Below are 13,029 nucleotides of genomic sequence, written 5' to 3'. Positions count from 1 at the left end.
TGGAGGATGCGGTTTTAAGGCGCCGGACCGGTTGGTGCGACTCAGGAGACGGCCCGGGCAGCCCCGGTTTGTTCCAGCTTGGACGTAAACACAGGGGTAATGGCCAGGTTTTTCTCCATGAGCACCTCCCGTGGGGAAAGCCCCAGAGCCAGTCCGACCAGCTGGGGCAGATAGAGGACGGTCACGGCGGCCGCGCCGTGTCCCAGGGCCTGGGCCTGGTAGGCGTCCAGGTTCATCTGGCACATGGAGCACACCGTGACGATGACGTCCGCGCCGGCGGCCGCCCTGAGGATGGCCGCCACGGAGGCCAGGGCCGCGTCCTTGTGCGTGGCCATAAGCGACGCCCCGCAACAGGCGTTCCCACGGCGCCAGGGATGGACCGCGGCCCCGATGGCCTCGATGATCGGCTCCATGGACCGGGGATGTTCGGGGTCGTCGAAGACGGGATAGGGGCGCAGCACCTGGCAGCCGTAATAGGGCGCGACGACGAGGCCGGCGAGTTCCCGCGCGACCCTGGCCTTGATGGCTTCCGGGCCGACGTCGCGCGCAAGTACGTCGAGCAGGTGGCGCACCCGGCCGCCCTTGCTGGTGTAAGCCAGTTCCTCGTCGGCCAGGAGGCGGTTGACCTCGCGGATGACGGGACCGGTTGCCTGGCGCGTCAGCTTGAGATGGTTGAGGTAGCAGGCGGCGCAGGGCATGAGGATGTCCAGGCCCGGCAGATGCCGCTCGGCCAGGGCCAGGTTCCTGGCCGGCAGGGCGCGGCCCAGGGGCTGACTGACCGATTCCACGGCGCTGGCCCCGCAGCAGGTCCAGTCCGGTATCTCCTCGATTTCCACCTCCAGACGGTCGAGCATGGCCCTTGTCGCCTGGTCGAATTCGACGGCGCTCTCCATGAGCGAGCAGCCGGGGTAGTAGGCGTACTTCATGACCGGTCCCCCTCGTCCTTGGCGGCCGTGGCGAACATGGGGCCAAGCCTGCCCCGCTGTTCGGTCGCGGGCCGGTGGAGCTTGCCCTTGGCCAAAAGCCGCAGGCCAAGCGGCGCGAAGGTCAGGGGCAAAAGCGGATTTTTCATGGCCCAGAAATACCGGCCCATGAAATCCGTCTCCTGCACCCGGCCATTGCGCCGGACATTGTCCATGAACGTCCCGTAAAAGGCCGCCCCCTCCCTGGCCGCGGCCGGGTCGTGCCGGCTGGCCAGACGCTTGAGCGCCGCCATGGCCTCGGTCAGCGGCAGCCCGCGCGGACAGCGCAGCGTGCAGGCGTAGCAGGAGGAGCACAGCCAGAAGCTGCGGCTGGCCAGGGCCTCGTCCGCGTGCCCGGTCAAAAGGAGCCGCCACAACCGCCGGGGCGAGACGTCCATGGCGGCGGCGTTGGGACAGGAGGCGGTGCAGGTGCCGCACTGCATGCAGGAACGCACCATGTCCCGGACGGCTTCCAGTTCGGGGCCGGCTTCGGTGGGGATGGCGTTCATAGGGTCTCCTTCACATCCGTTGACGGGACGGGCGCGAACCGGCCCGGGGCGGCCAGGGCCGCGTCGATGACGGAAAGGACCTGGCGGTCGGAAAAGCCCCGGATGAAGCTGGCGCTGTTGGGACAGGCCGAGGCGCACGAGCCGCAGCCCTGGCACAGGATGTCATCCACCACGATGCGGTCGTGCTCGGCATCGAGCGTCCTGGCTCCGTAAGGACACACATCCAGGCACTTGCCGCAGCGCGTGCACAGGCTGTGGCGCACCGAGGCCACCACATGGCCCGGGGCCAGATGCTTGTCGCCAAGCACCCGCAAGGCGCGCCTGGCCGCCGCCTTGGCCGAGCAGACCGTCTCGTCCATGCTGCCCGGGGCCCGGGCCACACCGCACACGAAGATGCCCGAGCGCAGGAAGTCCACGGGCCGCCACTTGGATTCGGCCTCCTGGAAGAAGCCGTCCGGCCCGACAGGCACGCCGAAGACTTCGCGCAGTTCCGCCGTGTCCCCAGGCTCGATGCCGTCGGAGAGCGAGAGCAGGTCGGCGTGGACCTCGACCGCGCGGCGCAGCACCGGGTCGTAGCCGGTGATGACGGGCTTGCCCGCCTCGTCGAAGCGGACTTGCGGCTTGTGGGTCGGATCGTAGCGGATGAACACCGCCCCGGCCCGTCTTGCCTTGGTGTAGTACTGCTCGGCGAAGCCGTAGCTCATGATGTCGCGGTAGAAGACGTAGATGGGCAGGTCGGGGTGCTTGTTTTTGAGGTACAGGATGTTCTTGAGCGCCCCGGCGCAGCACACGCGCGAACAGTAGCGCCGGTTTTCGTCCCGGGAGCGGAAGCACTGGATCATGGCCACGCTGCCGAGAGTGGCCGTGTCCAGTTCGCCGCTGGTGAGCATGCGTTCCAGATCCTGGTGGGTGGTCACGGTCTTGCGGGTGAGAAAGCCGAAGTCGTAGACCTTGGCCCGACGGCCGCCCGTGGCCAGGATGGTCACGCCATGCTCCACCGGCACGCCGCCCTCGTCGGTGGAGACGATGCTCAAAAAACGGCCGGCCTTGCCCGTGAACAGGGACACCCGGGCCTCGGTCATGACCCGGATGTTGGGATGACGGCGCACCCGGTCGATGAGCCCCTCCAGGAAGCGGACCGGATCGCCGCCGCCAAGGGTCAGGCGCACGTGCCTGGCCAGCCCCCCGAGTTCCGCCGTCTCTTCCACCAGCGTGACCTTGTAGTCGTGGTCGGCAATGCCGAGCGCTGCAGACATGCCGGCCAGTCCCCCGCCGACCACCAGGGCGGCCGGGGTCACGGCCAGCGGCCGCGGCAGCGGCGTGGGGTCGGCCCCGAGCAGCTTGGCCGCGGCCATGCCGAGCCGGGCCGCGATCTCCTGTTCCACGGCGGGCTCGGTCCCGCAGGCCCCGTCCTTGGCGACCGAAAACGTCGGGGTGTGGATGTCCACGACGTCCATGAGCGTGGGCCGCAGTCCCAGGGCCGTCCCCAGTTCCCGCAGTTTCGGCACGTAGGCGTAGGGCATGCAGGCCCCGATGAGGATGCGGTTGGGCCTAAGCTCGGCGCTGGCGTCGCTGATGGCCGCCCAGCCTTCCTTGGTGCAGGCCCGGGGCACGCGTGCGACCCGGCAGACGCCAGGGGCCTCGGCCAGGGTCCGGCACACCCGCTCCACATCCACGGACCGCTCCAGGGTGGGGCAGGACTCGCACAGAGTGACGAGGATCCTGGGCGCTTCCCGGGACACGTCCCGGTAGACCGGCCTGGGTTCGGGTTCGCGCTGCCGGATGGAGGCGAAGCGCTGGATGATCCGGGACGCGCCCAGGGCCGCCGCGCCGGCCTGGATGACCGACTCGGCGATGTCCCGCGGGCCGCCCATGGCACCGGCGGCGAAGACGCCCAGGCGGCTGGTCCTGTTGGCGTCAAAGGGCGGCGTGGCGCAAAAGCCGAAGGCGTTGGTGTCCACCCCGGCCGCCTGGGCGAGCTTTTCCATGCCGGCGGGCGGGCGGGCTCCCACGGCCAGGACCAGCATGTCGAAGGCCTCCTCGTGGAGCGCGCCGGTCTCGTCGATGTAGGACAGGCGCAGCCGGCCGTCGCCCGAGGGATCGGGCAGGGTGGTATGGAGCCGGCCGTGCACGAAGCGCACGCCGTGGGTGGTCTCGGCCTCCTGGCGGTAGCGCTCGAAATCCCGGCCGAAGGTCCGCACGTCCATGGCGAAGATGGTGGCCCGGATTTCTCCTCCCGTGGCCCGCCTGGCCAGGACGGCTTCCTTGATGGAGGCCATGCAGCAAAAAGACGAACAGAAATCGGCGTTCTTGCGCAGATCGCGCGAACCCACGCACTGCAGCCAGGCGATGTCGCGCACGGGCCTGCCGTCGCCCGGACGCAACAGCCTGCCACCGGTCGGGCCGGTGCCCGAAAGCAGGCGCTCGAACTCCACCGAGGTGACCACCCCGGGCAGTACGCCGTAACCCAGCACCGGCGCGTCCGCGCCGGGATCGTAGCAGTCGAAGCCGCCGGCCAGGATAACGGCGGCCACGTCCAGGGTCACGGTGGCATCCGAGGCCAGGCGCATGAACTGCTTGTCGATCCAGGGCACGAAGGTCTTGTGGGAAAGGGGATGGGGCATGGCGGCCCGTGCGCCGAGGCGCAGAAGCTCCCGGGCGGCGTCGGCCGCTTCGGGATCGCCGGGAACGAACACGGCCAGGTCTGGCCGCAGCTCCAGGGCCCGGGTCAGCACGCGGGCCGGTTCCATGTCGGAAAGGACGGTGGAGAGCAGCATGATGCGCACGGGCGCGTCCGAGGCCAGGATGGTCAGCGCCTTGTCGCCGGTGGCGGCGGACAGGACCGGAAACTTGAGCGCGCCGAGCCAGGAGCCGTAGCGGCCGGCCGCCTCGGCATCGGGATCGACCACCAGGATGCCGTGGCGCTCGCGCTCCCCAAGCTTGAAGTCGATGGCTCCGGTGGGGCAGGCCTCGTAGCACTGCCAGCAGCGCTGGCAAGCGTCGAGGTCCACCACGTAATGGTTGGGAATGGCATGGGGCACAGGCAGGTACACCGCTCCCCGGCTGGTGAGTCCCGCATTGAATTCGTTTGGCACCGAAGCCGGGCACACGCTGGCGCAGGCCCCGCAGCCCACGCACTTGCCGGCGTCCACGAACGACGACCGGCGGTTGACCACGGCCGTGAACGCGCCCGGTTCGCCTTCGAGAGCCGTCAACTCCGAGGAGAGCAGTATTTGGATGTTCTTGTGGAACAGCCCCTTGCGCAGACAGAATTCGCTCGATGCCTCGCGTTCGGTCAGGGGCAGCATCTTGCACATGCCGCAGTGGTCGGACGGGAACTGGTGGTCGAGACGCGTGAGGATGCCGCCGATATGGGGCCGCTTGTCGATGACGGTCACGGTGTGACCGGCCTCGGCCAGGTCCAGGGCGGCCCGAATGCCGCCGATGCCGGCCCCGACGACCAGGACGTCGCACGTGCGCTTCATGATCCGCTCCTTTTGCCCGCGTTTACTCCGCGCCCGCCGTGACTTCGGCGAACTCCCGCTCCTGGAAGAGCGACAACGGCGGCGCTTCCTCGGGGCTGCGCCCGGCCTCGTAGCCGAAGGCCGCCTGGGCGCCGGCCGCCACGGTGCGGAAAAGCTCCATCACCGGCACCCCGCTCGGGCAGGCGTTGGAACACTGGCCGCAGCCCACGCAGGCGAGACTCATGTGGGCCAGCCGCGTCATGTGGTAAAAAAGCGTGTCCGCCGGGAGCTTGAGCACGCCCTTGCGCCTGGCCCAATTCAGGTATTCCCAGGGGGAGTGGTCGAAGACGTCGGTGACGAAGACGCATTCCCGGCAGTAGCAGACCGGGCAGGCCACCCGGCAGTTGTAGCAGTTGACGCAGCCGGCAAGGTACGCGCCGAGCTTCTCCAGTCCGGCCACGGCCGCGCCCGTCTCGGCGAACATGGCGTCGCGCCGGAGCACCCGCTCCGCGACGCAGCTTGCCAGGGCCGCGTCGCGGTTGGCCGCAAGCGCCTCCTCGGCCGCGGGCAGGTCCAGACGGCGCAGGAGCCCCAGGCCCTTGGCGGTCTGGGGGACGACGAGCATGACCTTTTCCGGGTCGTTGCCGAAAAGCCCGATGGTGCCGTCGGCGGGGGCCGCCACGGGGTGTTCGCACACCCGGCAGGCCCGGGCCACATCCGGGCCGTCGTCGTCGGTGGGCTCGCCGGAGAGCATGCGGCGCAGAAACGTCCGGGCGACCTCCCTGGTCCCATGCCGGATCGCGAATTCCCGGTAGTCCGCGTTGCCGAAGGCCCCCGGACAATCCATGCCCAAAAGCAGCACGTTTTCCAGGTTGCCCTGGTTGAGTTTGACCAGTTCCACGAAAGCCCTGATCTCGCAGGGACGCAGTACCGCCGCGATGATGCCATCGGTGCCGCCCCGGGTGAGCCTGGCCAGGATCGTGGCGGCATTGACGGGAAAGGCCGGGGCCAGGGGATCGGCGTCGGCCAGGAGGTCCGGGTCGGTGATGAGCGCCGGCATGGCTGCGCCGCCCGGAGTATGACGCAGGCTGAAGATGGCGGCCACGTCCGGGATGGCCAGCAGCTTGGCCAAAACGCCCCGCAGGGCGGCCGTCGGGCCTTCGCCCGGCACTTCGATCTTCATGGTGGTAGACATGGTCTGCCCTCCGCGAATGTCCGGTCACACAACCAGGGTACGCCTGGCCTCGATGGGCCCCAGTTCCTTGATCCGGGCCACCAGCCCATTGACCGTGGCCGCGAATTCGCCCCCCTCGCTGGCCCCGACCCAGGTGAGCAGCAGCCGCTCCTCCTCGATGCCCAGGCGCGGCAGTATCTCTTTGAGCAACTTCACGCGCCGCCGGGCCTTGTAATTGCCGTTGATGTAGTGGCAGTCGCCGGGATGGCAACCGCTTATGAGCACCGCGTCGGCCCCGGAGAGAAGCGCCTTGATCACGTACTTGGGGTCGACCATGCCCGTGCACATCATGCGCACGAGCCGCACGTTCGGGGACTGGACCATGCGCGAGGTGCCGGCCAGGTCGGCGGCGGTATACGTGCACCAGTTGCAGACAAAGGCCACTATGGTGGGTTCGAAGTCGTCCATCACGTCCTCCCTTGGCGGCATCAGGCCGGAGCCTTGGTTTCCTCGTCCAGGACGGCGGCGAGTACGGGCAGGGGCTCGATCAGGCCGTCGATCTCGGCGAAAAGTTCCCGCTGGTTGAAATGGCGCACTTGCGCCGCCCCGGACGGACAATGTCCGGCGCAGGCCCCGCAGCCCTTGCACATGGCCTCGTTGACCACGGCCACGCCCAGGCGCTGGTCGAACTCGATGGCCCCGTAGGCGCACAGCTTGATGCAGATGCCGCAGCCGATGCACACGTCCGGATTGATGTGGCTGACCGTGGGCGAAATGGTCACCTGGCCCCGGCTCGCCAGGGCCAGGGCCTGGCAGGCCGCGCCCGAGGCATGGGACACGGTGTCCGGGATGTCCTTGGGGCCCTGGCAGGCGCCGGCCAGGAACACGCCGTCCGTGGCCGTGGAGACCGGCCCGAGCTTGGGGTGCTCTTCCAGGAAGAACATGTCGAGGCCCTGGCTTATGCCGAAGATCCGGGCCACCTCGGCCGCGTCGGACCGCGGCTCCATGGCCGTGCACAGGACCACCATGTCCACGGGCAGGCGCAACGTGCGGCCAAGCAGGGTGTCCTCGCCGACCACGACGAGCTTGCCTTCCTCTTCCGGGGAGAGCGCCTCGTCCGTGACCAGGGCCGGCCGGCCCCGAATGAAGGTCACGCCTTCCTTTTGCACCCGTTCGTAGAATTCCTCGTAGCCCTTTCCGAAGCAGCGCATGTCGATGTAGAAGTTGTAGACCCGGGTGTCGTGGCCGAGCTTGTCCTTGATCAGGTGGTCGTATTTGAGCGCGTACATGCAGCACACGCGCGAGCAGTAGGGGTGGTGGGCGGCGTCGCGGCTGCCCACGCAGTGGATGATGGCCACGGATGCGGGCGGTTTGCCGTTTTTCATGACGATCTTGCCGCCCGTGGGACCCACGGCGTTATTTAAGCGTTCGAACTGCAGGGCCGTGTACACCTCGGGGTAGCGGCCGAAACCGTACTGGCCAAGCGGCGTGGGGTCGAAGGCGGCAAAGCCGGTGGCCATGACGATGGTGCCTACCTCGAGACTGAGCAGGCTTTCTGTCTGGGCGAAATCGATGGCCCCGGACGGACAGTTCTTTTCGCACACCCGGCACTTGCCCTTGCGGAAGTAGAGGCAATGCTCGGTGTCGATGACGGGCTTGTTGGGCACACTTTGGGGGGAATTGCGGTAGATGGCCCGGCGCATGCCGATGCCTTCCTCGAATTCGCTCGGAACCTTGGTCGGGCACTTCTCCAGGCACAGCCCGCAGCCCGTGCACTTGGTCTCGTCGATATAGCGAGGCTTTCTGCGCACGGTGACCGTGAAGTTGCCGACGAACCCCGAGACCTCGGCCACCTCGGCGTAGGTCATGAGATGGATGTTCGGGTCCTGGGACACGGCCACCATCTTGGGCGTGGAGATGCAGGCGGCGCAGTCGAGCGTCGGGAAGGTCTTGTCGAACTGGGCCATGTGCCCGCCGATGGAGGGCTCCCGTTCCACCAGATGGACCCTGTGCCCGGATTTGGCGATGTCGAGGGCGGCCTGGATGCCGGCGATGCCGCCTCCGACCACCAGCACGTCGGGATGCACGGCTTCGGTGCGCGAGTAGAGTTCCTCGTGGTGGTTGACCCGGTCCACGGCCCCGGCCACCAGGTGCTTGGCCTTGGCCGTGGCCTCGGCCGGATCGGCCACCACCCAGGAGCAGTGCTCCCGGATGCAGGTCATCTGGAAGAGGAAGGGGTTGAGCCCGGCCCGCGCACAGGCGTTCTGGAAGGTCTTTTCGTGCAGGCGCGGCGAACACGAGGCCACCACCACGCGATTCAAACGGTACGCCTTGATGTCGCGGATGATGGTTTCCTGGCCGGGATCGGAGCACATGAACTTGTAGTCCCGGGCCACGGCCACGTTTTTGAGTCCGGCCGCGAAGCCGGCCACGGCGGCAGTGTCCACCTTGCCGGCGATATTGGTGCCGCAATGGCAGACGTAGACCCCGATTCTGTTGGCCATGTCGCCTCCCTGTCTTTTGCCCGGTTGTGTGCCCCCTTCTGACCAAGAACCGTGCCAGGGGCACAGTGCGTCAGGATGATTGAAAATGCGCGAATCCTGCCGCCATGGACCATGTATCTGGACAGGGATTGCTCCATGGAAGCGTCTTGAACAAGAAGAAAAGTCTTCCTGGACAAGACGAACGTTGCCTTGTCGAAATGTTACAATGGAAACAGTGGCTCCATAACAGACGGCAACTCCCTGTCCTTTTACAGGTTGAAGAGAAGCGCCCGACGGAAGCGAGCTTGTTGCCAACGGCGGCGTTATTTTTGCAGCATGAGTGTCGTTGACAAGCTGTGACAGTATGGTACGAGGCGGGTATCATGGGAAAAAATGCGGATGAACCGACGCCGGAGGATATGGCGTCCTCCACGGACCCGGCAACGCTTCCGTCCCGAGCCACGCCGGCCCGCGATGCGTCTCCAGAGCCCGAGGACGTGGTGATTGTGGCTCCCGACGGAACCATCCTGGCCGCCGATCCCGGGCTGGCCGGCTGGTTGCCGGCCGACCGCGAGGCCGGCCGGTACGGTTCGCTGTACGCCTGCTTCGAGGACGACGACGGGGAGTTCTGGCGGGGCGCGGTGGCCGAGGTGCTGCTGTCGCGGACCTCGCGCCGCTACCGGCTGGCCGCTTCGCCGGACAGGGTGGCGGACGCGCGACTGGTGCCGCTTCTGGACGCGGCCGGGAACGTGACCGCCGTGGCCGTGCGCCTGCGCGACGCCAGCGGGGAACAGCGTGCCTTCAGGCAATGCCACAAGCTCGCCGCGGCCATCGAGCAGGCCATGGAGGCGGTGATCGTCACCGACGACCGCTTTCGCATCGAATACGTCAACCAGGCCTTCGAGGCCATGACCGGCGTGCCCCAGGGGCAGGCCCGGGGACGCGGGCTCAAGACTTTTTACAAGGGCAGGCAACAGGCCCGCAAATTCGAGCATGGCGCGGCCGCCCTGGAGCGCGGCGACGTCTGGAGCGGCCGGTTCCTGCTGGTGGATGCGGCCGGGGAGACACGCATGTGCGACCAGACCATCTCCCCGGTCTGGGGCAGGCACGGCCTGGTGGAGGGCTACGCCTTCGTCTGGCGCGATTCCACGGAGGTAAGCGGTCTCGAAAAACAGCTGCGCCACGCCCAGAAGATGGAGGTCATCGGCACCCTCGCCAGCGGCATCGCCCATGACCTGCGCAACATTCTCGGGCCGATCATCCTGCATGCCGAACTGTGCCTGGAGCGGCTTGAGTCCGGCGATCCCCAGGCCGAGTCCCTGCGGGAGATTGTCGAGGCCGTGGGGCGGGCCCGGGCTCTCGGCGAACAGCTCCTTTCCCTGGGACGCAGCGTGGAAAGCGAATCGCCCGTGCGTTTCCGCCTGAGCACCCTGGTCAAGGAATGCCTCAAGTTCCTGGGGCCGGGCCTGCCTCCAGACCTGTCCATCCGCCTGCGGGTCGAGGCCGGGGGCAGCGAGATTCGAGGCGATCCGACCCGGGTCCATCAGGTGGTCATGAATCTCCTGGCCAATGCCGTCGAGGCGATGAAGGACCAGGAGGGCGGGCTATTGACCGTGCGCATCGAGGACGCCGTGGTCAGGGAGGGCGACTGGCCCGAGGAGCCGTCCCTGCCGCCGGGGGCCTATCTGCGTCTTTGCGTCAGCGACACCGGACACGGCATGGCGAGCGACGTCCTGAAGCGGATTTTCGAGCCGTTTTTCAGCACCAAGCGTACGGGCCAGGGCACGGGCCTGGGACTGACCGTGGCCCGGCACATCGTGTCCCAGATGCGTGGAGCCATCACCGTGGAAAGCCATCCCGGGCTCGGAACCTCGTTTCGGGTATTGTTTCCGAAGGGGCCAGCCGCTGCCGGATCCCCGGGCGCGCCGCCCCCGGCCAGGAATCTGCCGCCCCGGCCACGGGCCCGCATCCTGTTCGTGGGTGACGACGCGGACATGGTCCATTGCACGACCATGGCCCTGGCCCGCCTCGGCTACACGGTTGCGGCATGCGCCGGACGCGACGAGGCCGGAAGGACCATGGCCCTGACACCCCAAGGGTTCGATCTGGCCCTGGTGGATGTGTTGCGGCCCGGCCAGGAGGGCATCCTTTTAACCCGGGAGCTGCTGGCGTTGCGGCCGGATCTGCCGGTGGTGCTGCTCTCGAGCCTGGACGCGGCATTAGCTGAGGACATGCTGCGGGCCTGCGGCGGCCGGCGCGTGCTGGCCAAGCCGTTCTGTTTCGACGAACTGGACCGGGTGATCCGGGAGACGCTTTCCGTCGCGGTCTGAGGGCCTTTTCAGGGAGACAGACAACCATGCCCCGTATTCTCGTCATCGACGACGATGTCGGCTTCTGCCGCTCCCTTCAGGCCGTCATTGCCGGCCTGGGCTGGGAAAGCGAGGCTGCCAACAGCCTCGAGACCGGCCTGGAAAAGCTGGCCCGGGGCGGTTTCGACGTGGTGGTGCTGGACGTGGTCCTGCCCGACGGCAATGGCCTGGAGCACATCCCGGCCGTTCGCGAGACGCCGGACGCGCCCGAAGTCATCATTCTCACCGGCCAGGGCGACCCCGACGGGGCCGAGCTGGCCATCAAAAGCGGTGCCTGGGACTACATCACCAAGCCCGGCACCTTGAACAATATCCGTCTCCCCATAAGCCGGGCCGTGGAGTATCACCGCCACAAGGCCCTGGCCAAGCCCAGGGCGTCGCTGCGGCGCGAGGGCATCATCGGCGAGAGCAAGGCGCTCACAGCCTGCCTGGACATGGCGGCCAGGGCGGCCAGAAGCGGGGGCAACGTCCTGATCGTCGGCGAGACCGGTACGGGGAAAGAGCTTTTCGCCCGGGTCATCCACGACAACAGCAACCGCTGCGAGGGGCCGTTCGTGGTGGTGGACTGCGCCGCCCTGCCGGAGTCGCTTGTGGAGAGCATGCTCTTCGGCCACGAGAAGGGGGCTTTCACCACGGCCGAGAAGAAGCATCCGGGGTTGATCCTTCAGGCCCACGGCGGCACGCTGTTTCTCGATGAGATCGGCGAACTGCCCTTGGCCGTGCAAAAGGCTTTCCTGCGCCTGCTGCAGGAACACCGCTTCCGCCCGGTGGGGGCCACGGAGGAGGTGCGAAGCGATTTTCGGCTGGTGGCGGCCACCAACCGCGATCTGGAGCGGATGGTGGCGGATTGGACCTTTCGCCAGGATCTGCTCTTCCGGCTGCGGGGCATGACCATCGAACTGCCGCCGCTCAGGGGCCGTACGGTGGACATCGAGGCGCTATGCCGCGCCCGGCTGGCGCGGCGGGCCGCCGAGGAAGGCGAGCCGGCCAGGGAGGTGTCGCCGGAATTCTGGGGTGCGCTTTTCGAATACGGCTGGCCCGGCAACGTGCGTGAACTGTTCAGCGCCCTGGACAGCGCCCTGACCGCGGCGGAGACCGGGACGCCTCTGCTTCCCCGGCATCTGCCGATGCATATCCGGGCCTGGTTGGCCCGTCGTTCCGTCCCCGTGAGCCATGGCCCAGTCGCGGACCGGGAACAACCCGCCCCTCCCGAACTTGATCCTGACCATTTCCCCACCATCCGAGAATTCCGGGCCAAGGAACTAGCCCGGGTCGACCGACGGTATCTGGAGGTGCTGTTGCGCATTTCCGGGGAAAGCATGGAGCGGGCCGAGGCCCTGTCCGGACTGTCCCGGGCCAGGCTCTACGCCCTGCTGCGCCAGCATGGACTGACGCGCCATGCCCCGGCCTGAGGCGACGTCACGACGATCTCGTCCAGGAACGCAACCACGAGTGCGCCGCCCAACGCGAGCAGGAGCAAGCCGCCCGCTACGCCGAGCAGCAGGCACATTATCAGCAGGCCCAGGCCCAACGGCATCAGTACCAATACTGGCACCTGGACAAACTTTGTTGGCTTTGTCGTTTGGGAGTGGCAATGCGTTGAAAGCCGGAAGTCTCCATGGATGCCGCTTACTCGGTTGTGAGAAAGATTTGCGGCACTACACCAATGGGGACGGCCTCGCCGCTATTCGCATCGCATGTCGAAAAAAGCGAAAAGCCGCCCATTTTTGGACGGCTTTTCTTCATGATTCGAAATACCTGGCGGAGAGGGAGGGATTTGAACCCTCGAACAGGGTTTAAGCCCCGTTACCCGCTTAGCAGGCGAGGGACCGAAAAGCATCCGGTCAGTGAATCCAGGTAGTTCAAGCGGTTGTTTCATCCAAGAGCATCCAGACAGCATACTTTCGCCCGAAAACAACCACAAAAGTATGCCCAAGGGTATGCTCGGATGGAAAACCTTCTCTACCAATACGCCCAAGTCCCACCACCTTCGCCCCCGAGGGGGTTTGAACCAGATCGTGCCAGCGTCCAGTGTGAGAGAGCGACCGTAAGCCAAAATCTAGCAGAA

At 67.1% G+C, this 13,029-nt stretch carries 9 protein-coding genes; 2 read left to right on the top strand and 7 right to left on the bottom strand.

Going from position 1 to position 13,029, the window contains the following annotated elements; translation table 11 throughout:
- Window positions 1-41: 41 nt before the first annotated feature.
- Genes Q368_RS0119095 through Q368_RS0119070 form a run of 6 tightly spaced genes read right to left on the bottom strand, consistent with a single transcriptional unit; the run spans window position 42 to window position 8,613 of the window.
- On the bottom strand, window positions 42-926 hold the full coding sequence (locus Q368_RS0119095) for a CoB--CoM heterodisulfide reductase iron-sulfur subunit B family protein (protein ID WP_029460645.1): 885 nt from the start codon (window positions 924-926) through the stop codon (window positions 42-44).
- The gene (locus Q368_RS0119090; RefSeq protein WP_029460644.1) at window positions 923-1,471 is read right to left on the bottom strand and encodes a 4Fe-4S dicluster domain-containing protein; all 549 of its coding nucleotides are present in this window, start codon (window positions 1,469-1,471) and stop codon (window positions 923-925) included. The genes Q368_RS0119095 and Q368_RS0119090 overlap by 4 nt, the downstream gene beginning before the upstream one ends.
- A complete protein-coding gene (locus Q368_RS0119085; RefSeq protein ID WP_029460643.1) occupies window positions 1,468-4,956 on the bottom strand; it encodes an FAD-dependent oxidoreductase in 3,489 nt (1,162 codons plus the stop codon). The genes Q368_RS0119090 and Q368_RS0119085 overlap by 4 nt, the downstream gene beginning before the upstream one ends.
- A gap of 22 nt (window positions 4,957-4,978) precedes the next feature.
- Entirely contained in the window at window positions 4,979-6,130 is a 1,152-nt protein-coding gene (locus Q368_RS0119080) for a Coenzyme F420 hydrogenase/dehydrogenase, beta subunit C-terminal domain (RefSeq protein WP_029460642.1), read from the bottom strand.
- A 24-nt stretch (window positions 6,131-6,154) separates the two neighbouring features.
- Window positions 6,155-6,577, bottom strand: a complete 423-nt coding sequence (locus Q368_RS0119075) for a hydrogenase iron-sulfur subunit (RefSeq protein WP_029460641.1) — start codon at window positions 6,575-6,577, stop codon at window positions 6,155-6,157.
- 20 nt (window positions 6,578-6,597) lie between these two features.
- Window positions 6,598-8,613 carry a CoB--CoM heterodisulfide reductase iron-sulfur subunit A family protein gene (locus Q368_RS0119070; RefSeq protein ID WP_043786468.1) on the bottom strand — a complete coding sequence of 672 codons (2,016 nt, stop codon included), beginning with the start codon at window positions 8,611-8,613 and terminating at the stop codon, window positions 6,598-6,600.
- Window positions 8,614-9,011: 398 nt separating this feature from the next.
- On the opposite strand from Q368_RS0119070, the gene Q368_RS24135 reads away from it, so the two are divergent.
- Both Q368_RS24135 and Q368_RS0119060 read left to right on the top strand, forming a co-directional pair.
- Window positions 9,012-10,922, top strand: coding sequence for an ATP-binding protein (locus Q368_RS24135; protein ID WP_162179664.1), 1,911 nt, complete (start codon window positions 9,012-9,014; stop codon window positions 10,920-10,922).
- A 26-nt stretch (window positions 10,923-10,948) separates the two neighbouring features.
- Entirely contained in the window at window positions 10,949-12,373 is a 1,425-nt protein-coding gene (locus Q368_RS0119060; protein WP_029460638.1) for a sigma-54-dependent transcriptional regulator, read from the top strand.
- Window positions 12,374-12,823: 450 nt separating this feature from the next.
- Here Q368_RS0119060 and Q368_RS26790 read toward each other — a convergent pair.
- The coding region (locus Q368_RS26790) for a hypothetical protein (RefSeq protein WP_211249792.1) at window positions 12,824-13,029 on the bottom strand (206 nt) is incomplete at its 5' end.

This window comes from Solidesulfovibrio alcoholivorans DSM 5433 (assembly GCF_000702665.1).
In the GTDB taxonomy this organism is placed as follows: domain Bacteria; phylum Desulfobacterota; class Desulfovibrionia; order Desulfovibrionales; family Desulfovibrionaceae; genus Solidesulfovibrio; species Solidesulfovibrio alcoholivorans.
The sequence above is the reverse complement of the archived record's forward strand: the minus strand, read 5'-3'. Positions and strand labels throughout refer to the sequence as shown.